This is a genomic window from Leptospira bourretii (assembly GCF_004770145.1).
Classification (GTDB): Bacteria; Spirochaetota; Leptospiria; order Leptospirales; family Leptospiraceae; genus Leptospira_A; species Leptospira_A bourretii.
This window is the reverse complement of sequence record NZ_RQFW01000018.1, coordinates 148,056-170,251: the sequence shown is the minus strand read 5'-3', so window position 1 is coordinate 170,251 and position 22,196 is coordinate 148,056. Positions and strand designations below refer to the sequence as shown.

At 39.0% G+C, this 22,196-nt stretch carries 21 protein-coding genes; 16 read left to right on the top strand and 5 right to left on the bottom strand.

Annotation, left to right across the window (positions count from 1 at the left end; all coding sequences use genetic code 11):
- Positions 1-2: 2 nt before the first annotated feature.
- Both EHQ47_RS12790 and EHQ47_RS12785 read left to right on the top strand, forming a co-directional pair.
- The gene (locus EHQ47_RS12790) at positions 3-599 is read left to right on the top strand and encodes a cytochrome C oxidase subunit IV family protein (RefSeq protein WP_135694044.1); all 597 of its coding nucleotides are present in this window, start codon (positions 3-5) and stop codon (positions 597-599) included.
- Positions 600-667: 68 nt separating this feature from the next.
- On the top strand, positions 668-2,620 hold the full coding sequence (locus EHQ47_RS12785) for a SpoIIE family protein phosphatase (protein WP_135746706.1): 1,953 nt from the start codon (positions 668-670) through the stop codon (positions 2,618-2,620).
- A gap of 66 nt (positions 2,621-2,686) precedes the next feature.
- On the opposite strand, the gene EHQ47_RS12780 is transcribed toward EHQ47_RS12785, so the two are convergent.
- Positions 2,687-4,258: a 7TM diverse intracellular signaling domain-containing protein gene (locus EHQ47_RS12780; protein WP_135777300.1), complete on the bottom strand. Its 1,572-nt coding sequence runs from the start codon at positions 4,256-4,258 to the stop codon at positions 2,687-2,689.
- A 112-nt stretch (positions 4,259-4,370) separates the two neighbouring features.
- On the opposite strand from EHQ47_RS12780, the gene EHQ47_RS12775 reads away from it, so the two are divergent.
- Entirely contained in the window at positions 4,371-5,288 is a 918-nt protein-coding gene (locus tag EHQ47_RS12775; RefSeq protein WP_135777299.1) for a LamG domain-containing protein, read from the top strand.
- A gap of 32 nt (positions 5,289-5,320) precedes the next feature.
- Here EHQ47_RS12775 and EHQ47_RS12770 read toward each other — a convergent pair whose 3' ends face one another.
- On the bottom strand, positions 5,321-5,854 hold the full coding sequence (locus EHQ47_RS12770) for a class I SAM-dependent methyltransferase (RefSeq protein WP_135746709.1): 534 nt from the start codon (positions 5,852-5,854) through the stop codon (positions 5,321-5,323).
- 240 nt (positions 5,855-6,094) lie between these two features.
- Here EHQ47_RS12770 and EHQ47_RS12765 point away from each other — a divergent pair, with 240 nt between their 5' ends.
- From EHQ47_RS12765 to EHQ47_RS12745, 5 genes are all read left to right on the top strand, one after another.
- On the top strand, positions 6,095-6,709 hold the full coding sequence (locus tag EHQ47_RS12765) for a hypothetical protein (protein WP_135777298.1): 615 nt from the start codon (positions 6,095-6,097) through the stop codon (positions 6,707-6,709).
- 83 nt (positions 6,710-6,792) lie between these two features.
- On the top strand, positions 6,793-7,374 hold the full coding sequence (locus EHQ47_RS12760) for a CarD family transcriptional regulator (RefSeq protein ID WP_004785733.1): 582 nt from the start codon (positions 6,793-6,795) through the stop codon (positions 7,372-7,374).
- Positions 7,375-7,413: 39 nt separating this feature from the next.
- Positions 7,414-8,451 carry a PIN/TRAM domain-containing protein gene (locus EHQ47_RS12755; protein WP_135746711.1) on the top strand — a complete coding sequence of 346 codons (1,038 nt, stop codon included), beginning with the start codon at positions 7,414-7,416 and terminating at the stop codon, positions 8,449-8,451.
- A gap of 24 nt (positions 8,452-8,475) precedes the next feature.
- Positions 8,476-10,239: an apolipoprotein N-acyltransferase gene (gene lnt / locus EHQ47_RS12750; protein ID WP_135777297.1), complete on the top strand. Its 1,764-nt coding sequence runs from the start codon at positions 8,476-8,478 to the stop codon at positions 10,237-10,239.
- Positions 10,220-11,767, top strand: coding sequence for a hypothetical protein (locus EHQ47_RS12745; protein WP_135777296.1), 1,548 nt, complete (start codon positions 10,220-10,222; stop codon positions 11,765-11,767). Before lnt ends, EHQ47_RS12745 begins: the two co-directional genes overlap by 20 nt.
- 87 nt (positions 11,768-11,854) lie before the next feature.
- On the opposite strand, the gene EHQ47_RS12740 is transcribed toward EHQ47_RS12745, so the two are convergent.
- Both EHQ47_RS12740 and EHQ47_RS12735 read right to left on the bottom strand, forming a co-directional pair.
- Positions 11,855-12,304, bottom strand: coding sequence for a hypothetical protein (locus tag EHQ47_RS12740; RefSeq protein WP_231292532.1), 450 nt, complete (start codon positions 12,302-12,304; stop codon positions 11,855-11,857).
- Positions 12,305-12,386: 82 nt separating this feature from the next.
- Positions 12,387-13,028: a flagellar assembly protein FlaA gene (locus EHQ47_RS12735; RefSeq protein ID WP_135746714.1), complete on the bottom strand. Its 642-nt coding sequence runs from the start codon at positions 13,026-13,028 to the stop codon at positions 12,387-12,389.
- Positions 13,029-13,092: 64 nt separating this feature from the next.
- Between EHQ47_RS12735 and ompL47 the strand changes: the two genes are divergently transcribed.
- Genes ompL47 through EHQ47_RS12710 form a run of 5 tightly spaced genes read left to right on the top strand, consistent with a single transcriptional unit; the run spans position 13,093 to position 16,919 of the window.
- Positions 13,093-14,169, top strand: coding sequence for a multi-beta-barrel domain surface protein OmpL47 (gene ompL47 / locus EHQ47_RS12730; RefSeq protein WP_135746715.1), 1,077 nt, complete (start codon positions 13,093-13,095; stop codon positions 14,167-14,169).
- Positions 14,170-14,222: 53 nt separating this feature from the next.
- Positions 14,223-14,900: a ComF family protein gene (locus EHQ47_RS12725; RefSeq protein ID WP_135777295.1), complete on the top strand. Its 678-nt coding sequence runs from the start codon at positions 14,223-14,225 to the stop codon at positions 14,898-14,900.
- Positions 14,901-14,905: 5 nt separating this feature from the next.
- Positions 14,906-15,256, top strand: a complete 351-nt coding sequence (locus EHQ47_RS12720) for an STAS domain-containing protein (protein WP_004785977.1) — start codon at positions 14,906-14,908, stop codon at positions 15,254-15,256.
- Positions 15,253-15,849, top strand: a complete 597-nt coding sequence (rdgB, locus tag EHQ47_RS12715) for an RdgB/HAM1 family non-canonical purine NTP pyrophosphatase (protein WP_135746717.1) — start codon at positions 15,253-15,255, stop codon at positions 15,847-15,849. Before EHQ47_RS12720 ends, rdgB begins: the two co-directional genes overlap by 4 nt.
- 41 nt (positions 15,850-15,890) lie before the next feature.
- Positions 15,891-16,919, top strand: a complete 1,029-nt coding sequence (locus tag EHQ47_RS12710) for an Lsa36 family surface (lipo)protein (protein ID WP_135746718.1) — start codon at positions 15,891-15,893, stop codon at positions 16,917-16,919.
- Here the strand turns inward: EHQ47_RS12710 and abc-f are convergent.
- Positions 16,916-18,556: a ribosomal protection-like ABC-F family protein gene (gene abc-f, locus EHQ47_RS12705; protein WP_135746719.1), complete on the bottom strand. Its 1,641-nt coding sequence runs from the start codon at positions 18,554-18,556 to the stop codon at positions 16,916-16,918. The genes EHQ47_RS12710 and abc-f overlap by 4 nt on opposite strands.
- Positions 18,557-18,606: 50 nt before the next feature.
- Between abc-f and EHQ47_RS12700 the strand changes: the two genes are divergently transcribed.
- The 3 genes from EHQ47_RS12700 to EHQ47_RS12690 are packed head-to-tail and all read left to right on the top strand — an operon-like array spanning position 18,607 to position 22,187.
- Complete coding sequence (locus EHQ47_RS12700; protein ID WP_135746720.1) at positions 18,607-20,463, top strand: OmpA family protein; 1,857 nt, start codon at positions 18,607-18,609, stop codon at positions 20,461-20,463.
- Positions 20,464-20,466: 3 nt separating this feature from the next.
- Positions 20,467-21,201: an LIC_11485 family protein gene (locus EHQ47_RS12695; RefSeq protein WP_135746721.1), complete on the top strand. Its 735-nt coding sequence runs from the start codon at positions 20,467-20,469 to the stop codon at positions 21,199-21,201.
- An 11-nt stretch (positions 21,202-21,212) separates the two neighbouring features.
- On the top strand, positions 21,213-22,187 hold the full coding sequence (locus tag EHQ47_RS12690) for a tetratricopeptide repeat protein (RefSeq protein WP_135777294.1): 975 nt from the start codon (positions 21,213-21,215) through the stop codon (positions 22,185-22,187).
- The last annotated feature ends 9 nt before the right edge of the window (positions 22,188-22,196 follow it).

Below are 22,196 nucleotides of genomic sequence, written 5' to 3'. Positions count from 1 at the left end.
GAATGGAATACGTAATCAATTACGGACTTTACTTCATTGCTCTTGTTGCGGTTTTCACTCCAATTCTTGGATTTGGAATCTTTGCTCCAGGGATTGCAACAGCTACCATTTTAGGATTTATCGTAAACTGGTTCGGTCAGTTTTTCCAAACTGATCGTTTTGCAAAATTTACAGAAGAAAACAAAGATAGTAAATTGCTAAAATTTGTATTAGGTGATGAAGATCACAAAGAAGACCATGCTTCTGCTTCCATGTGGGTAGAAGATGGAGAAGAGGAAGAAGAACACGATCACCATGTGATCCCAATCAAAACTTACGTTTTTGTTCTTTTGGCTTTGTTCTTTGGAACCTTCATTACTGTTTGGGTAGCACAATACGACTTAGGAAAGTGGAATATGATTGTCGCAATGGCTGTGGCAACTTGTAAGGCTTTCTTCGTTTTGGCTTACTTCATGCATTTAAAGTATGATAATATGCTGAACCGCGTTATCTTTCTCTCTGCATTTGCCTTTTTGGCTTTATTGTTTGCGTTCTCTTTCGGGGATATCATTTCTCGAATTGCTCCTTCGACAGAGTTCCCTGCAAAACCTTTCTTCTAGAAAAAAATAGACAAAACATTTTGAAAGAGGCCCGCCCATGTGCGGGCTTTTTCGTCTAATGAAGAATCGTGTATCACTACCTAAAAGCGATTCTCTCTCAATTTTTGGACCTAATTCCCGAGAGGAAAATCTATAACGAAGATTACATTAAGGAATTAGACCGGCACACTCGAATCATTCAAATCCCTGGAAGTATTATTGGCGTCTTTGGTATGTTAGGATTTGCATTTGATACCGATGCTAAACTCCATCCCGAATTTCCAGAATTGTTTTATTACCGAATTGGCTATAGCCTCTTTTGTTTTTCCTATATTGTTTTTATCTTCTATAATCATTTTAAAAATAAATTTTCCTCTTGGGAAGGGTTGACTTGGGCATATTTAACATATGCTTATCTACTCTTCACTGCTGCCTACTATACGGGTCGGATCGCAGATGATGCCGCTTATGTATCTGGATACCAGATGCTTGTGATGATTCTCCCTTTTTTGCCACTACCAAGAAAAACATTACTCATCTACTATCCCATATCCATTCTAATATTTTTTATTTCTGTATTTATTTATAAGCCCAACCTAACCACCGCTGCTGCAAATTATTCAATGCAGAACTTGACAATCAGTTATGTTCTGGGAATTTTTAGTGGTCTGATTATGGAAAGATACCGTTTCCATTCTTTTCTTAACCACAAACGAATCATTAAAAAAAATGAAGAAATCACCAAGACAGTAGATGAAATCCAGAACTTAAAATCACAACAAGATGGAGATTATTTTTTAACATCATTATTATTAGAACCTCTGCTTGGACATGAGACCGATGGAAATGCGATCGGAATTGAAACGGTGGTCAATCAGTACAAAAAATTCCAATTTAGAAACAGGGAATATCAGTTAGGTGGTGATTATATATCGGTATTCAACCTGATTTTGCAAGGAAAACGTTATAAAGCCTTTATCAATGGGGATGCCATGGGGAAGTCAATCCAAGGTGCTGGTGGGGCCATAGTACTCGGAGCAGTATATAACTCGATCATCATTCGCTCTAAAATGGATCCTGCATCATCGAACCGGTCACCCGAACGTTGGTTACATGATTGTTATTTGGACTTACAAAAAGTATTTGAAACTTTTGATGGTGCGATGTTGGTCTCTGCCGTTGTGGGTTTACTTGAGGAATCAACAGGAACTTTGTATTTTGTCAATTTAGAACACCCTTCGGTGATTTTGTATCGGGATGGGAAGGCCTCATTTATTGAAGATGAAGTTCATTATTACAAGTTAGGTGTAATTGAAGGACTTTCTGAAAGAATCATTTCTGTGTTTCAGATGAAAAAATCGGATAAAATCTTTTGTGGTTCTGATGGGAAGGATGATTTGATACTTTCTGAACAAGGAAGGTATCGCGATATCAATGAAGATCATAATTTAATATTAGGGAATATTGAAGAAGCAAAAGGGGAAATGCAGCCTCTCCTTGAATGTTTGCGAAAAAAGGGAAAATATTCTGATGATTTGAGTTTGATTTCGTTACAATACAACCTAGATCCATATCCGAAACCTGGAAAATTTTTCCTGGAAGCAAAAGAAAAAATTAGAGAAAAACAATATGATAAAGCCCTTGAGTTATTGTTGTCTTATGATTCGGCCCTTGACACATCCATCGCTGAACTCAAATACATTGCAAAGTTGTATGAAAAAAAGGGTGATTTAGTAAAGGCGATGGAATACGCAAGTCTGGCATTGGAAAATTATCCTTCGGATACAATTTGGATGTTTCATACTTCTGTTCTTTATAAAAGAATGTATTCTTTGTACAAATCTCAGTCTTTTCTTTGGGAGTCACAAGAGCTTAGCGAACGTGTTCGTCTTCGCCAACCTTCGAATATTCGTAACTTAATTCACTTAGCGGATGTTTGTCGGTTGAATGGGGATAAGGATCGTGCAACTTATTTGGTGGATATGATTAAAAAAATGTCTCCGGAACACCCAAGGTTAAAAGAAATTATATCTGTGATTTAGAATCGTTAGTTTACCCAAAGGGACTTTCTTTCGGTAAACTAAGTGTTTCCTTTAGGTCATGTGGACTTAAGATTTCTTTCTGTATTCTCCGGGTGCAAGTCCTGTTGATTTTTTGAATTCTGCATTGAATACCGATTTCGAGCCGAAACCCGTTGCAAATGCAATCGCAATCACCGATAACTCCGGTTTGGTTTTTAGCAGTTCTTTGGCCTCTTTGATTCTATAGGAATTCAAATAGGATCGGAAACTCATCCCTAATTGCGAGTTGATTAACTCCGATGTCTGCTGTAGATTGAGTCCAATGGCAAGAGATGTTTTCTCTAAATCCAAAGTTTCATCTAAATATGGTTTGGTTTCACTCATCCATTTCTCTAGTCGAATCACAAATTCGTTTGTGTTGACCGAATCTAGTTTGGATTTTGTATACCGTGTGTCTTTGGAATTGTTTATGGAGAGTAGTCTTTGCAAAATTTCATTTCTTTCTCCAGCCAAATCTTTGTATTTTTGCAGAAGATTGAATAATAAAAAAAACAAATCGATCGGAAATATGAATATGGATCCATATATGACCGGCAGAGAATAAGGAATGATTCCTAAGTAATAAAAAATAGAAATGTATCCCGAACAAAGATAACTCCCCCAACAGAGGAGAAAGAATTTGATTTTTTTCTCCCCCATCCAGTAGACCCGAATTCCGGCAGAGAGGATGATGGGAACCGATATCAAATAAATGAGGTTGATGATTCTAGAAAAGATCCGATTTGTTTCTGTGAAAAGGATACTGAAAGAGGATATGAGTCCAACGAGTGCAAGTATGGTTAGAATGCGATCGACCCAAGGAGTTTTTTGTTTCGTGTTTAAAAATATTCTTACGAACTGAAAAGAAGCAGCGATTCCCAAAGCCAAAAAGAATAAATTAGATCTACTTTGCCACCAGGTTGCATTCGGCCAAAAAGTATGGAAGGAATTTCCGAATTGAGTGTTAAACCACAAAGTCGTTGTTAGTATATAGACTCCATAGTAAAAAAAATCATAAAGCCGAAATGCCAAGAGATAAAACATGCTGATGAGAAACATAACGGCACAGAATCCCAGAATTAAGTAGATCACTCCGGTTTCTAAAACAATCTTTTTGTGAAAGGTATTCTCATCCATAGAGAAAATAGGAAAAGAAATGAGGGAAACAGATTGAAGTCGTAGGTAAATATAGTTTTTTTTTGTTAGTTTGAGTTTTGGTATTTGAAAACTAGGATCCAATGCTTCCGGAACAGCCCAAGTGGATTTAGGATAAGCGTCTCCCGTTTGAAAAGATTGGTAGGACGTTTCGTCCGGTAAAAAAAGAATCGCATTGTCTAATGCCTTCCATTCTAAAGAGAGGATTTTATCTGGTAAAAAAGCGGGGTCACTAGCTTTGGCACGGAGCCAGATGATGTCTTTTGTAAAATGAAAAGAGAGAGAATCCCCTTTTATGGTTTGCCAAGATGTTTGTTTCTCTACATCTTCCAAGGACATCTGCCCTTGGGGATCACGGAAGGATTCAAATCGATTCGTAATGTTAGTTCTGCTGTGTTTCTCTTCGGAACAGGATAGACCAGCCGTCAAGATCCATACAAAAAACAAAAATCGAACCCATTTCATTTTGAATCAGTTTTAGATTTTTTTGACAGCTTACAAGTTTAATTCTAAAAAAGAGTCCTGAAATGTAGTTTCGGACGACCAGTATTTTTTTTCGGATATTCTAGATGTTTCTATGGAGAGTTGTTTCCGAATCATTCAACAAATTCGATTATTTGTATTTGTATTCTGTTTATCTTCCTATTGTCAGCCGAACTCTTTTAATAATACGGGAGATTACAAAAGCAAATCATTCACTGAAACTGAAATTTTAAAATGCTTTTTAGAAGGGCGTTGTGGTCCTAACGGAGTTACTTCTACAAATGGTTTCCAAATCCCGCCCACACTTGTTTCCGGTCTTTATGCATGGTATCCTCTGGATGGTGATATCAATGATAAGAGTGGAAGTGCTCATCATGGATATTTCCCTGGTGGAATTTGGCCTGCCACTACAGGTCCTTCGTATTCTCTCAGTCGTTCCCATCTGCCAAACGGTACTGCATCCTTCAATGGGACGGATCAGTACTTTGGTAGTGACTTTACTCCTCTTTGCAACGAGGACTTTGCCATTGCTTTATGGATTTTTCCAAATAATGCGACGAACAATCAAATTATAGGTTTCCAACAAGCTATTGGTTACAATCCAGGGCCCAGACTTTTATTAGATGCAGCAGGTCATTTCGAGTTTTCTGCATTTTTTTCCTTTTGGGGTAATTCCAGTGTTACAGTAGGGACTTCTTCAACGGTTTTAACCGCAAACGTATGGACTCATATCACTTACGTTCATAATGGAGCCACGCAGCAGGGAACCATTTGGGTCAATGGAGTGGGTGTGGGTGTTACCTCTGATTTTATCCCCTCAGGTGATCTTCCGTATGTCACTGGATGCATTACGGGCAGTTCACCGCTTCCTTGGTGGACCGGAACACCACTAAACATCGGTTATGGTTTTGCTAACCCTCGTTTTTTTACAGGCAGGATGGATGATATTTGGTTTTTCAAAGGACGTCAGCTGAGTGCAAGTGACATCTCCACTTTGATGAGTCTTCCGTAGATGATCAATCGTTTGAATGGAGATAGGTCATATTATTTTTTTAGTATAATGATTCGATCTTCAATTTCTAAAGATTTGAAACCATAATGATTCAGAATCCAATCGAATGCCGTCGTAGTATAGAAAAAGGTATGGGTTTGGTCATTTTTATAATACCATTTTTCAAAATTGATACTGTCATCGTAAGGATGTGTCAAGAGATACAAACGTCCGTTAGTATTTAATAAGTTATACAATTTCTGAAACTCGCCTTTTGGGGAATGAAAATGTTCTACCACTTCCGTGAGGATGATGTAATCATAAGTTTGTTTTAAGTTTTCTGGATCATTATGAAAAAAGGGATCATATATTTTGATTTTGTATCCATTTTGTTCCAACAAAAATTGCACCACAGGGCCTGGACCTGCTCCATAATCCAAACCTTTGTCTGTGGACTTTTGGTTGGTCAAAACTTTCTCCACCACAGGTTTTAAAAAATTTTGGTAACGTATGTCGGTTACGTCGTTATTGTGTTCTAGATACCGAGTTTTTTCTTCCTCTGGGTTTGGCCAAAACTTTGAATCCATAAAGATGGAAAGGCAATTACGACATCTTCGGTAAGAGCGAAATTTGTTGGTAAAAAAAGGATTCGATTCAGATTCACAAAGAGGACAATTCACAATTTCTAATTCTCATTTTTGAAAATGGACTAGTGGTTTCAACTACGATCTAATCGGTTTTGGAATCATTTCCTTTTCAGTAAAAAACAGTTCTATTTTTTCGAATCGGCGTCCGACAATTAGAGTAATAGAGATACCGGAACGCCCATGCAAAATATAGATTATTCGAGAAAGCTTAGATCCGGCCGACCCTTAGAAGGTGAGGTTCCATCCTATTCTCCACAAACTCATTCTTATCTCGGTGCGACCCAAAAGCCTAAATCTGCATTCATTCTTCTCATTGGTGGCATTTTATTATTTACCTCCGGTATGGTGGTGGGTATCCAACTAGGCCAAAAAGAAACTAAATTTAAAGAAAATTCGGAGACTTCTTTTTCGAATGTTGGTGGCGCACAAAGATTACCGGCACCAAAACTAAAGAACCCAGAAGAAGTTGCAAGCGACCAAGAAGAGAATCGGTCCAATGAACCTGGTCCGAACTCTGGATCTCCATTCCCTCAAACATTAAAGTTTCCTCCCAAAAATGACCAAATCAATTATATGGTACAAATTGGGGATTTCACACCGGAAGAAGCCATTGCCGTCGGAAAACAACTGATTGATACCAATCCGAGCCTCCGGGGCAGAATCTTTCGTACCTCTACGGGAAAACTCTTTGCTGGTTACTTTTATCGTTTGGATGATGCAAAAGAAACCTTGGAAGCAGTGAAGTCGAAACTCCCTAGTTTGACCGACGCCCAAGTAAAAACCATTCGATTCTGAACTATTTTTGCCAACTTCCTTGACATTCGTCAATTTTCAGGTATACTCATGGCAAGAGTATTTACGGAAGTTATTATACTTACTTGGCTACAAAAAAACTAAACGAAAAAACTAAAGAGCCTAAATTCAAGGTGGGGGACTACGTTGTATACCCTATCCATGGAGTAGGTGAGGTCACAGAAGTTGCGAAAAAGCTGATTCTGGGAAAGAAAAAAGACTGTTACAGTTTGGAAATTCAAGGTTCCAAAATGAAGGTCTCTATCCCTGTGGATCGGGCAATGGATGTGGGTATCCGGTCGATCATTGATAAAAAAGAGATCAAAAAAGTTCTCACTCTCCTAAAAAAGGATGAGGTCGACACGGAAGAGGACTGGAAGGTCCGTTACCAGAACAATATGAACAAGATCAAATCTGGTTCCATTTTTGAAGTGGCTGATGTTTGCCGTAATCTTTACAGACGTGCCTATGGCAAAGAACTTTCCATTATGGAAAGAAAGCTCTATGAGAGCGCCTATAATTTAGTAAAGATGGAAATTGCATTGAGTAAGGGTGTACCCCAAGAAGAAGCAGGAAACATTGTTTCCGATGTGCTGGCAGCTTCAGTGCAAGGTATGGCTCCACCACCACCTCCAAAAGAATTGGATGATGATCTAGATTTAGAATAAACTTCCGTTTTTGCTCAACTCTTTTATAAGGATTGAGTTATGAAACACTTACTTTCAACCCTTGGGACAATTTTTGTCTCTTCGGTATCGTTTTTCTTCTTATATTCGGAATCGCAAAACCTCGTTTTGGCGGGGACACTTGCGGGATTCATTCTTCTTTATTCCCTATTCCTCGTGTTAGGTGAAAGAAAATTATTCCCTGAAATCAAAGCAGATGTTGTACTTTGTGCAAGTGTGGGTGCGCTTCTTGGATTGTCCATTGCAGCATTCCCGGTTAGCCTTCTCAACGATTACGGATACAAATCCATTGCCATTTTTGTGGCAGTTCTTCTTTTCCTCACTGGAATCAAAACGGGAGTGGCTTTTGCAAAAAAACCAGGCCTTGGGATTTTTGGTGGTGGAAATGCAACCGGTGGTTCTAGTTTTCAAATCCCTGGACTTGAAACTGGCAACACTCAGATCAAAGACAAAATTTTAGATACCTCCGTTGTGATTGATGGTCGTATTTTAGATATTGCTGATACACATTTCTTAGATGGCCCGCTCATCTTACCAAACTTTGTGTTACGTGAGATCCAACTGATCTCCGATTCTTCTGATCCTATCAAACGGGCTCGTGGAAGACGTGGTTTGGAAATGTTGAACAAACTCCAAAGAAAAGGTTCTATCGAAGTTAAGATCACTTATACTGATTATTCTGATACTCGCGAAGTGGATGCAAAACTTGTGAAACTAGCACGTGATACTGGTGGAGCTGTTGTGACTAACGACTTCAACCTAAACAAAGTGGCTGAATTACAAGGGGTTCGTGTTCTTAACTTAAACAATCTTGCCAATGCATTAAAACCTGTTGTACTTCCTGGTGAAGAGTTCCAAATCTCTGTCATCAAAGAAGGAAAAGACGAAAACCAAGGAATTGGTTACTTAGAAGATGGAACGATGGTTGTGATTGAAAACGGTGGCCATTTAGTAGGAAAAGATGTGCGGGTGGTAGTCACAAGTATCATCCAAACAGCTGCTGGTAAAATGATTTTTACAAAAGTGCAAAACGGTAACAATAACTACAACAAATCGTAATTTAATTTAAGTAGTCTAACGGGTATGAAACTAGTACGTTTTTTAATTTCGCGCGAAGGGTTCATATCCGTTTTTTGTTATGCGATTACCGCCGTATTTTCCTTCCTTTCTTTTGCTCCTTTAAGTCTTCCTTTTTTTGTTTGGTTGGCTCCCTTTGGGCTTTTCCTTGTAGAAAAAAGAAATCGGGGAGAATGGAAAAAACTCATCTATCACGGGTTTGGTTTTTCCATTTTGTTTTATTTTATTTCCTTCCATTGGATTTACCATATGACCACTGTTTTTGGTGGGTTTGATTGGTATTTGGCAGTTCCCATTTTTATTGGTTCTGCCATTCTCCTTAATTTTAAATTTCCTGTTTATCTTTTGTTATTTTCCTTTTTGGCAAAACGTGTAGGAAAATTTTTCCCAGTCATAGCTTCTGTTTCGATTTTATTTGCGGAATTTTTTACACCTCAAGTGTTCCCTTGGTATTTTGGTAACGTTGTTGCTGAAAACCAAATTTTGGCGCAAAACGCAGAGTATACGAGTTCGTACGGATTGTCCGCATTTTTGTTTTTTGTTTCTTACTATTTGTTTTCTTTTAGAAAACCAAAAACTTTTTTTCGATTACTCACAAGTTTTCTCTCTAAACACAAAACTTTCCAAAAACAGTTTCTGTTAGGTAGTTTAAGCCTTGTTTTGGTTTTAGTTCTATTTTTTGGAAATGGATATTATTTATTTCAAAAATGGTCAAAAGTGAAACCCATTGCGGAGAGAGATGTTTTGATCATACAACCGAATGCCCCTTTGGAATTTCGGGATGGACGTAATCCTGCTGAAGAAATTCGAAATCTAATGACGCGCATTGATTCAATGGCAGAACGGGAATTGAAAGGGAACCCAGTGGATCTTGTCGTTTTGCCAGAGTCGGGGGTACCGTTTTTCACAACTCATGATTCAGAAGTAACAAGATACAGCCGAATTTATTGGCACCAATTTGAATCTTTGATGGCGATCTTAAGTCTACGACATGGAACAAATGTATTTTACAATGAGTTAGATGCAGATCTCAGTGCAGAGGCACTTCCTGGTCGTATTTCTAGACGAGATGTTCGGATGTATAATTCTTCGGTGATAATGAATCCGAATGGAGAAAGAAGAAATAGTTATCAAAAAGTTTTTTTACTAATCTTCGGCGAATACATGCCTTTTGAATGGATGTATGCATTGTCTGGACAAACTGGACAGTTTGCACCGGGAACCAATTTGAATTTAATTCCTTATTATGAACCAAGAAAGACTGCGTCTTCACAATCGAAAGACCTGCACTTCGAGGATACAATGACGATGGGCCCAATTGCTGTTCGAGAATACTATTCCAAAGAGAAGGTAGAAGAAAAACAAATTGGTAGTTTTTTACCTCTGATTTGTTATGAAGTCATTATCTCCGAGTTTGTCAGAAAGTTTGAGGGAGATCCTGATTTTATTGTCAATGTCACAAACGACAAATGGTATGGAAATTCGGTTGAGTCTTACCAACACCATACCTTAGGTAGACTGCGAGCCATTGAATTCCGCAAATGGATTGTTAGGTCCACAAATTCTGGAACATCTGTGTTTACGGATCATCTTGGGCGAAATATTGACAATGACTTCACTCCGATTGAAACAACTGCTGTAATTCGCAAAAAAGTGCAAGTGATTCCTGGGGAAATGACTTTTTACAGATTATATGGGAACTTACTTTCTTATTTGTATATGGGAATTGTAGGATTAGTGTTTTTCTTTTATGCGAAAAGGAATCCTTAAAGTTCTTTTTGACTTTAGATTTTATATTGCTCTCTATATTTCAGTCGTCTCTCACATAACATTAATTATATATTCTTATAATAACGCAGATTCTCCGTATCAAAAAATTCTTTGTGGCCCACCTTGGATTTATGCACAAGAAGAAGAAAAAGAACTCTCGTTTCAGATGAATTTTGGAAAAATCGGTGGAGAAACTGGAAATGCCGAAACTTCCGAAGATCCAGGTGAGGGAGAAGAAGGAGAGGACGGTGAAGGGAATGGTTTTTCCAAGGGTAAGTATAAGGGGAGCCAATGGGAAGAATTAGTCAAAGACTTGGAAGGAACATCTTCCTTACGCAAACAATTCAAAAATGATTATGATTTAATCAACGAAAACTCTGGAGTTGCGGATTCTTATATCAAAAGAAACCGTGATTATGAGGATATCATCGTTAAAGATGTTCTTCCAACAGTCAAAGGAATTCGTGATCCTTTTCGTGTTGATATAGAAAATGCCGAAGATAATTTATTTGTTCATAAAGAACGAAACCGTATCATTGAAGAGTTTAGAAAAGGAGATGAATCCTCGCCTCCCATCACCATGAGGATTTCTAAGGAAGGTGAGGCGGAACCAAAGTCTCCACTGGCGATGCCTAAAGATGACCGAACTCGTTATTTAGACAAAACTCTCAAACAAAAGAAAGAAAAACAATTGGATGAGTTTATCTCTCGGTATATGGGATATGATCCAGACAAAGGAGACCTTAGTTTTTTTGTTCGAGATTTGTATTATGAAAACTTGCAAAGGTTAGCCTATCCTTTTAGCGGAGATCCCAGTTATTTTGCCATTGATTATTTTCAAGAAAATCTGAATAAAGAAGATTTTCTTAGACAAATGATGGCTGCTCTTTCAGAGAATTTAGGAACCAATACTGGTACTGAAATCCTTTTTACCATTGAAAACATTTATGAAATTCAAAGCCGGGCTCTCGAACAGTACTTCCAAGCAAAAGAATACTTAAAACTGGCAACACCTGAACTAAAACAAACTCTGCGTTATGAAACCTTACGAAGGATGTCAGAAAAATATAAAAAACTCTTAACGGAAAAAAAACTCTTCAACCCAAAGGATGTGGAAGAAGCTTATTCTAAAAAGAGGGTTGATATTTTGGACACATTGATTGCAAAAACCCCGAAAGGATATAGGCTGAAGGATGGGTATTTTGAAAAGGGAAGGGTTCTTTGGGAGGCAGGTAACAGTCGCAAAGATTCGAAACTCCAATCAGAAGCGATCAAAACTTGGAATCGAATTGCAGCTGCGCCCACAAATGGTGATTTTTTAAATGAAAAAGCGTTTGAAGCCATCCAACTTTTATTAAGAGACCTCGGAAATGTTTCTGATGCAGATCGTTTGCCTCTCCAGACAAAAGACCAAATTGATTTTATTCTTCGCACAAGACTCAGTGAAGCAATGAGTCGAAAAAAGGAAAGGGAAGATAAAATGCTTTGGCCTAAGACCAATCAAAAACAAAAAAAAGCTGAGAACTAAAGTTAAATAAAGGCAACTGTAACCTGGCAGATGTTAGGTGCTTTATAGTTTTGATTTAGATTACGGGAAATAAGCGAGACGGGAGATTTAGATTTTTAGATTTTCGAGTCCGTTTTCGTGAAACTCTTGGGCCCATTTGTCGTGGAAGGGCGTTTCTTTTTCGATTCGTTCTTCGATTGCCATTTGGGAGATGGCAGTCTCTCCGTAGTGACGGAGGAAATCCCTGTGTGCGAGTCTTTCGATGAGGGCCTGCCAAAATACTTCATCTTCATAATCTTCCAGAATGTCAACGAGCCCACTTTCTTCCTCGAATTCTCTGGTCAAATATGGCTCACCGTTGTTCTGATCAATTTGCACAATATTGCCAAGACCAGCGTGGTCTGCTTGGGCAAAAACATGACGGACCACATCGGCAAAACGAGAGTCCGTATCCGGTTCATCTTCCGAACGATCCTTGGCTTGCAAGGTGGAAATGACCCAATCTCCCATATACACTAACTTGAGCAGGGTTTCGTATTGTTCTAGGGACAGTTCCATTTCCATTTAGGATCAGGTTCGGTCATGAGGTTGTGAAGAAAAGAGTTTTTTACAGAAAGAAGCGATCCGAGGGCGCGAAATTTCAATCTTCGAGAAGGATTTCTTTGTTACGAAGGGGTCTATATTTATCTCGCACAATCGCAGTTATGTCATCGATGGCAATGAGGACCTCTTGGTTGGGATCATTATTTTCATAAGGCAAATAAAAGAATCCAAGAATTCGTATCGAACTCTTTTGTAGAAAAACTCTATCGTTTTGATCAAAATTTTTTGAAATCGAAACCGTAATGAATTTCCAACCTCGATAATTGAGTGAGGTCAGATTCAGTTGTCTCACTTCAGCATCTTGCGATCCTATGATTAGTGTTAGGTTCCCATTGGATTGTGATGAATAAATGGGGATGGTGATTTCTTTGATGAAAGCATTCACTTCAATTGGTTTTGGAAAGTATAAAGAAAAAGGAAAATTGGCATCCTTGGGAATTCGTAGTACGAGTGCTTGTTTGGAACCTGGGATGGGAGCAGTGAAATTGCTGGAAAGGGTGATTTCCGGAAGTTTGGTTCCCTTTTCCAACTTTGTACGCAGGTTTTCCTGATTGTAATTGGATAATTCAAAATTTTCGAGAAGGATTTCCCGCCAAATCCCTGCCTCAGCCTGAATCGGAACGATTCCAAAGAAGAAAAGAAAAAGTGTAAGTTTCCTTAAGTTTATCAGTGCAATCATGTTGACAATAATTCCTTAGAAGGGGGATATATATGTTTTATCTGTAAAAAGGAGACTTATACAAATGCAGGCGCACAAATATCTTTTGGCCATACTGACAATTTCTTTCGCAGGCCAAATCACAGCACAAGTTGCTGCACCAAAAGCCACTACTTCCACAAAAGACCAGGCAATCAAAAAAACAGAGTCCACTTCTACTCAAGCCAAAGACGGTGTTGATAAAGCTGAGACGACTGTAAAAGACATATTGGGTGACAAAAAAGAATCGGGAGCTTCTACTTCTGATGCGGCCGCTCTTTTCATTACAAGTAAAACCACTTTTTCATTAGATGCAAAAGACGAATCATCCACAATCGATTTTATTGAGTGGAAACCAAAAAACGGCGAATATAGAAAGTTCACACAACCAATTCGTATTGCTGAAGAAGGTTTGACCGAAATTTATTACCGTTCTGTAGACAAAGTTGGAAATGCTGAGACTCCAAAAATTCTAGTGGTTCATGTTGATAACACAGCTCCAAGAGTGAGCTTAGTGCCACAAGAACAGTTTTTCGTTTTAGATGGAGTTCCTTTCGCTTCCAAAAATAACACTTATACTTTGGTAGCAGAAGACCAACAAACAGGTGTTGAAAAAATCCAATTCAGCATCAACCAAGAAGCTGCAAAATCTTACGCTGATCCAATCAAATTGGAAAATAGCGGTGCAAACATAGTGAAATATTCCGCAACTGATAAGTCGGGAAATTCTTCTCCAGAATCTTCTCTCATCATTACTGTGGATGATGTAAAACCAACTGTTGAAATCGTTCCTTCTTTCCCATTGGTTGACATCAATGGAAAAAACTTCCAAAGAAAAGGAAACGTATTCTATGTAAATGCAACTGACAAAGAATCTGGTATCAAAAAAGTTCTAGTAAAAGTTGATGAAGAAGAATACAAACCTTACGTAGAAGCAATTGCAATCGAAACACAAGGTGACCATGTGATCAAAGCAATGGCAGTAGATAATGTAGGCAACCAATCGGATGTAGTGGAAGTAAAACTCACTGTCGATCTTACACCTCCAACTTCTACGATCCAAAAATCAACAGAAGCTCCTAAGGTAGAAACACAAACTCCAGCAGCAACACCTGCTAAGTAGTTTTACCAAAAAAAAATAGAACCGCAAGTCTGCGGAAAGGAACCCCTTTCATTATGAGAGGGGTTCGCTTTTTATCCTTTTTTTTCCCTAAATTTTGTGTGAGTTGTGGTCGCTCCGATTTTTTTTCGGAGATCACTGCTGTATGCAGATCATGTACAAAACGAAACTATTCCCCGCAAAAAGAGAATAGGAACCAAAGGCAGGTCAAACCTCCGGCGGACCGGTTTATCTTTTATGACCAAGTCTTCTACCTGCAAATTCGAAACGATTTTGAAAGAAACCTTTTCCAGTCCTTAAAATTTGAAAACGAAAGGCAACTCGCAGAATTTTTTTGTTTGGGACATAGATCCCTTGCTCGACAATTTTTTGGGGACCTTCCCGATTTACTGGCCTTAGTTCCTTCCTCTCCCAAGTCGGGTCCAAGACCGTATCACGCTTCTTATGCTCTCCTCGGCAAATGGAAAAAACTTTGGAAAATCAGGGAAGATACTAGTTTGCGTAAGGTTTCAGCGGACAAACAATCTTCGTTAGGGTTTGAGAAGCGTTTTTTTCATGCAAAAAAGGCGTTCCAATTCACAAAAAGTGATAGAATCATGGAAGGACTTCATGTTCTAATCGTAGATGATATATTTACGACAGGTGCCACAATCAATGAAATTGCACGGCTGTACAAACAGTCCGGCGTCAGAAAGGTGTCTTGCGTTGTTTTACTGTTAAGTGGGGGTGATTGAATCGAATGGATGTTCAAGTCAAGGATGACATAAGGATTATTAAGTTTTCTGGGGCCATCCTCAAGGTTGATTCCGATGAAATTGAAAAAGAACTTTCAAAACTTACGCAAAGCTCTGTTAAAAAAATCATTCTGGATTTAACTAAAGTTCATCATATTTGTTCAACTGCTTTAGGTATATTTGTCGCAACCAAACGTAAGTTAAAGCCGATGAATGGTGATATTAAGGTGATTGTTGTGGATGAAGATTTGATCCAACTTTTTGAAATCACAATGCTCGATAAAGTGTTCGAAATTTTTCCTGATTTATCTTCTGCAATGGAAGGATTCCAACTCGACGAGGAAGATTCCCACTGACAAAAAAAACTTTAGCATTTGCATCCGGAAGTTTACACAAGTGGAAGGAAATGCAAATGTTACTTTCGCCTTATGGGTATGAAGTGGTCCTTCCCAAAGATTTAGGAATTTCCTTTTCTCCAGAAGAAACGGAAAGTTCATTCACAGGAAACTCCTTTATCAAATCAAAAGAACTCTATCGATTGACAGGCCTTCCTTCTTTTGCCGATGATTCGGGAATATCTGTACCAGCTCTCGGTGGTGAACCCGGTGTGTATTCAGCAAGATATGGTGGTCCAGGTCTAACCGATAAAGAACGTGCACTTTTTCTTTTACAAAAGTTAGGTGAGAATAAAAGCCGTGATGCTTTTTATAGTTGCGTGGTGAGTTATGTAGATGGAACTCATGCAGTTTCTTTTGAAGGACGAGTGGATGGTCTGATTTGTTCCGATTATGACGAAGAAGGTAAATTTGGATTTGGTTACGATCCGATTTTTTTCTATCCTCCTTTTGGAAAACGGTTTTCCCAGGTTCCTGAATCGGAAAAAAATACTGTTTCCCATCGCAAAAAAGCAATGGAACTTTTTTTAAATTGGTTATCTAATCTAAAATAACAAAAGTTAGAGTATGTATCTAACAAAATCCTCTTGGTATTATGAGATTTTTATTTTCCCTATCCACTTTTATTTTTACGATCCTTGTTGCGATTGGAAATCCTATTGAGGCCCAAGTTCTCTGTTTAGGGGGAGAATGTGCAAATATCCCAAGCGAATACCAATTATTAGGAAATTTTGCAGAACCAGTCTTTGATCGAATTTATACCAATGGGTTTCTTCGTTCCATGGGGGATAACGCAGTTTTACAAAATTTAAATTCTAACCAGTCGGGTGGCTCCAAGGTAGATCGATACCGGTTGGGACTTGGGTATACAGTGTCTCAAGGCCAAGAAAAGGCTCGAGATTTTTATTACGAAAATTCTGAACTCCGAACTCTTCCGAAGAAGGGAGTTGCTGCATCACCTTCCTTAAGTTTTACGGTGAATTTAGGTGAATGGTTGAATGGGGATTTTGCCAAACGATGGAATTTAACAACACATTTTTTCCCTTATGAATTTGGTGAAGCCAATATTCCTTTTGTAAAAATCAGAAATACAGACGTTCGGGGTCGGGTTTTTAATTATGGGGCTGTTTTTAGATATTTCCCTGTTGATTCTGGATTTTCGTTTGGAATCGGAGTTTTCCAAACAAACCAAGATCTTTATTTGAGTTCTTATGACAGAAGGCCCACTCAATTTAGAATTGATGGAGACAAACGTCGGTGGATTGGTCAAAACGATTTGTTTTATCAGTCGAGAATCGTTTCGGGTTCTTTGGATATAAAGTATAATTATACAATTGGTTTTTTATCAATCATTCCAGGAATCGGTATTGTATATAATCATGGTTATACGGCAATCCAAGCCACTAGATTTGCTGCCATTTCTACAAGAGAAAATCCTGATGACTTTGGTTCTACACCCAGTGCCATAGCAATTAAGCTTGCCACAAGACATAACCATCGGTCTGGATTTGGATACGGAAGTTTGGGTTTAAATTTTAGTTTGGGGAGTTTTAGTTTGGTGACGGAGCTAATGGCAGGGAAAGAAATCCAGTCGATTAACCTTTCCCTGCAAAAACAATTTTAAGTTGTGATTACCGCACCACCAGTCAGGCGTTTGTAGAAATCGTTTCCTTCTCTCTCCAAAAATTCTTCGTATGTTCCTTTGAAGTCTTTGATCCCTTCAGGTGTTACTTCGATGATTCTTGTACAGAGGGAAGAAATAAACTCCCTATCGTGAGAAACTAAAATCACTGTTCCTTCAAACAACGATAAGGCGTAGTTGAGTGCTTCAATGGTTTCTAAATCCAAGTGGTTGGTGGGTTCGTCCAGAGCAATGACATTGTCTCCGGCAAGAATCATTTTACCAATGATCATCCTTGATTTTTCTCCCCCAGAAAGAACCGTAGTGGATTTGTTTGCCATATCTCCAGAAAAAAGCATTCTTCCGAGGATCGCACGAATTTCTTGTACTTCGGTTCCTTGAGGAGAGTTACGTAACAACCATTCCACGAGAGTGTCAGCATCTGGTTCCATCGCCTCACGGTGGTCTTGTGGAAAAAAGGAAGTTTCGACAGAATCTCCCCATTTTACCTGACCTGAATCTGGTTCTAATTTTTTTAATAACATTTTGAGCAGTGTTGTTTTACCAACACCGTTGGTTCCAACAATCCCGACCTTTTCCCCTTTTGTGATGGAAGTGCTAAACTCTTTGATTACGGGTTTTTCATCATAAGATTTGGAGATGTTGATTGCTTCGAATACATCTTTTCCTAGTGTTCGTTTTGCTTTGAAACGAATGTAAGGAGCAACTCTGGAAGATGGTTTTACATCCACCATTTCTCCTTTGATCTTTTCGATCATTTTTTGGCGAGAAGTGGCTTGTTTTGATTTACTAGCGTTTGCAGAGAATCTGGAAACAAACTCTTGTAAGTCGGCAATTTTTTCTTTAGCACGTTTACTATCACTCATGAGTTGTTCGCGAGTCTGTTCTGCCGCAATCATAAAGTCATCGTAGTTACCTGGAAACATTCGAATGGTATTATAATCCAAATCGGCAATATGAGTGGCAACGGAGTTAATGAAGTGACGGTCGTGGGAGATCACAATGACCACACCTTCGTAATTGATTAGAAGTTCTTCCAACCAGTGGATGGTTTTGATATCCAAGTGGTTGGTTGGTTCATCCAGAAGCAGAACATCTGGTTTTAAAAATAATACTTGGGCGAGAAGGACTCGAAGTTTAAAGCCACCTGTGAGAAAATTTAAAGGGCGGTTGTGGGCTGAGGTAGGGATTCCTAGGCCTTCCAAAAGTTCTCCCGCCACGGATTCCGCTTCATAACCCCCCATATCGGCAAATATTTCCTCGATTTCGGAGATTCGCATTCCGTCCTCATCGGTCATCTCTTCTTTGGAGTAGATGGCATCACGTTCCACCATGACGTTCCAAAGTTCCGGATTTCCCCGTAGGACGGTGCCAAGAACTGTCTCATTTTCGTATTCGTAGTGGTCTTGTTTGAGGTATCCGACCTTTTTGTCCTTGTCTACCACCACAGAACCGGCTGTGGGCTGTAAAATACCCGCTAAAACCTTCATAAAAGTCGATTTTCCGGAACCATTGGCTCCGATCAGACCGTAACGGCATTCCGGTTTGAATTTAATGGAGACGTTTTCGAAAAGAGGTTTTTTCCCGAAGGAGACTGTAATGCCGCTAGCTTGGATCATAGGTCAATTTTCTAAGGGAATCGGAGGTTTCAACCGACATTTCGTATGGTATGGCACGGATTCTCATCATCATTCTCCTTCTTTTTGGGAATGGGCTCATTAGCTCACAAAGTGTAAAAAATGGAATCCAGGTTTTGGAGGGGGACCTCTTAAATACCGGCCATCTCCTTCGCACAGACAAACAAGTATTCCGAGTCCAAACAGGGGTTTTACAAGAAGAGTTGGCTTATTTGGCCGGGAAAAAGATACGGATGTTATGCGATGTACAAGGTGAAACTTGTAATCCCATTCGATATGAAATGGAACCGTTTGAAACGGGCAAAACTCCTGATTGGAGTTTAAAAAAAATCCCACGTTATGTAACTCAGGGCCTTTTTTCTTTTAATCCGCAGTGCACTCCTGATGGAAAAATTTTGTTTTGGACGGCCCTTGTTCGCGAAGGGGGAAGATCCACCCAAAAAATTTGGGCCGCCAAACGAGACCAATACGGTTTTTGGATGCAAGGAGAACAACTTCCCACTCCACTCAATAATAAATTTCCATCTGCTGTGATTTCGGCTCTTCCCGGTGGGAACGAACTTTTTGTATTCGGGAACTTTGGCGAAGAAGAGATGCTCGACAACCTAAAACGCGAGATGATGTATAAATCTCAAATTGCATCTAGAGAAGCACAAAATCCTAAAGAATTTCATATTGTTCTGACAAAGTTAGAAACAGAATATAAGGAAAGAACGGATAAAATTCAAAACCGTGCTCCTCTGTATAAAACTCGTAAAACGGAATCGGGTTGGTCAATGCCCTCTCCTATAAACTTTCCAAGTTTTTACAATTGGTACAGAAAGGCAGACAATCCCAACCAACAAGTATTTGGTGGTTCTGCTTTGGCTTCGAGTGGCAGAACTTTGCTTTATTCGGCCCAACAAAAGAAAAATTTTGGTAAGTTAGATTTATATGTCAGTTTACAAAATGATTCTGGTGTTTTTGAAGAAGGAATTAATTTAGGAAATACGATCAATACAGGTGAGGAGGAGATGGCACCTTTCCTTGCTCCCGATGACAAAACCTTATACTTCTCTTCCTCTGGAAGAAAAGAAGGGATCTCTATTTTTATCACAAGAAGACAAAATGATTCTTGGACTTCATGGTCAGAACCACAGGAATTATCTCCTAACCTAAGAGGTGTTAATTTTTTAAGTATCCCTGCGGTTGGGAATTGGGCTTACGTTTCCCGGGAAGGGGACTTGTATATGGCAGCCATCCCCAATCATTTCCAACCAGAACCTGTTGTGGTAATTAAAGGAAAAGTGGTGGATGAAGAAGGAAAACCACTATCGGCTTTTGTACAATATGAATCTTTAACTAGAAAAAAATCCATTGGTTCCACTGTGAGTGATCCGGGGACGGGTGAATTTAGCATCATTCTTCCTTATGAAGAAAACTATGGATTTTATGGTGAAAAGGAAGGATACCTTCCTGTCTCACAAAACCTGAATTTGGTGGGAAAGGAAAAAGAGGACAAAGAAAAAACTGTCCTACTGGTTCTACCCAAATTGAAAAAAGGAAATCAAATTGTGATGAACAATTTGTTCTTTGCTTTCCGGTCTGCTGAACTCACCAAAGAATCAGAGCCAGAACTAGACAGATTGGCAGGAATTTTACGAAAAGCCGCCAATTTGAAGATTCTTATCGAAGGGCATACGGACAATGTCGGAACCAAATCGGCCAACCAAAAGTTATCTTTGGAAAGAGCAAATTCGGTTGCTAATTATTTGAAGTCTAAACATAAAATAGAAGAAACGCGGATTGCTGTGGTAGGATTTGGCCCAACAGTGCCGTTAGCGGACAATCAGACCGAAGAAGGTCGTGGGACAAACCGAAGGGTAGTCTTTAAAATTTCGGAAGAGTAACCAGTGGACATTAAAAATATCAATATACCCAAAGTCAATGTAGACACCCAGAAAATGATGGGTGCTGTCGATGGACTCGTAGACAAAATTCCTTCCCAGGTCCAAGACTTACTCAAAAAAATTGCCATCTCACTTTTTGTATTTTTTCTCATCATGGCAATTTATGTGGGTTGGACCAATGGTTGGGAAAATGCAAAACCCCAAGGGATGCAACTTGCACAGGATACCAGAAGTTTGTTTCTTTTGGAGATTGAAAGGGATTACAATCGGAAACGAAAAGATGTTCGAATGTCCGATCCCGAAGATTTAAAATATGAATCCAACCGTCGGATGCAATTTGATTTTATCAGTGAAAGAGAATCCAACGGATACACACATGATACAATTCCTGAAGAACAAGATTTTTTGGGAAAGGAATATGACTTTAGAAACCGTAAAGCAGAAGATACTTCGGTTCCTCCCATCTACACTCCGTCAGGTGATGGGTTGATTCCAGCACCCATTGATATCCAACCTGTAACTCCCAAAGAAGATACAAAGTCCGGATCTGATTCAGATTCCGATTCAGAACTTCGGATGCAAAAAATGTTGGAGCGAGTGTCTGACTTAGAAAAAAAAGTGAAGGTCAAAAACGAAGAGAAAAATTTGGAAACTTTAAAATTGCCCAAACCTCCCGAATCCAGTGAAGGTTTTGGAAAACCTAGAAGTTTAGAACGAATTCCAAAAAATTTACGATGAAGGAATTCTTTTTGTTTCGTAAGTTTCTTTTCCTAACTTGTCTCGTTTTTTGTTTTTCGTTCTTAAACATTTCTCCTGGGTTTTACGCTCAAACGACAGAATTGTTTTTGCCATTTCCAGAAACTTGGACAAACGAAGGAGGTAATGAAACAACGGAAAAGAATACAAAGAATCCAGAGAACACTACTTCGATGGTAAACTCTGGTCCCGGCACTCATTCAAAATCCCAAAACACTCTTCCCAATCAAAATAGTCAATTGGAGCCAGGATCATCCAAAGTCGCAACTCAAGAGAGCCAAACAGCAGTGACTGCCAATGCAAAACCTGCTGAGAAAAAGAAAAAAAAGAAGGAAGTGATCGATCCTTCCGGGGCTTCCTTTCAAAAAGGGAAGGCATATTTGGCAAGAGGCCAAAAGAAGTCCGCCGAATCCGAGTTTGCCGAGTCTTATGGAAAAGAAGGAGATGCGGCAAAATTATCTCGAGTTGAGAATACAAATTTGTATGGTTTAGATGGGAAGGACAAAGATTCCGCAGGACTTGTGGAAAAACAAGAAGATGCTGATCTCAAAATCAAAACACAATTTGAGTTGGCACGTTCTTTGGATCGAATTGGAAATCCAGAATCGGAAGAAAAGGCGTACAAAGAATATTTAAAACTGATCACAGAGTTTCCGAAACACCCAGAGCTCACACCTAGATCGCATTATGCGGTTGCCATCCTTCTCATTCGCAAAAAAGAATTTCGTCCAGCAGCCCATCAATTGGCGAATATCATCAAAAATTTTAAAGAATCAGCAGAATATCTTCCGGCACAATATTACTTAGGGAAAATTTATGAGAGTAGTTGGGATGAAAGGGATTTGGAACGTTCTTTAAAATACTACCAACTCTATATGAATGGAGTGGAGGGGAAAACTCCTATACCAGGTTATGATTTTAGAAAAGAAACCCGAGAGAGACTCCGGGTTTTAGGTTCTTCGATTTAAAAATATACT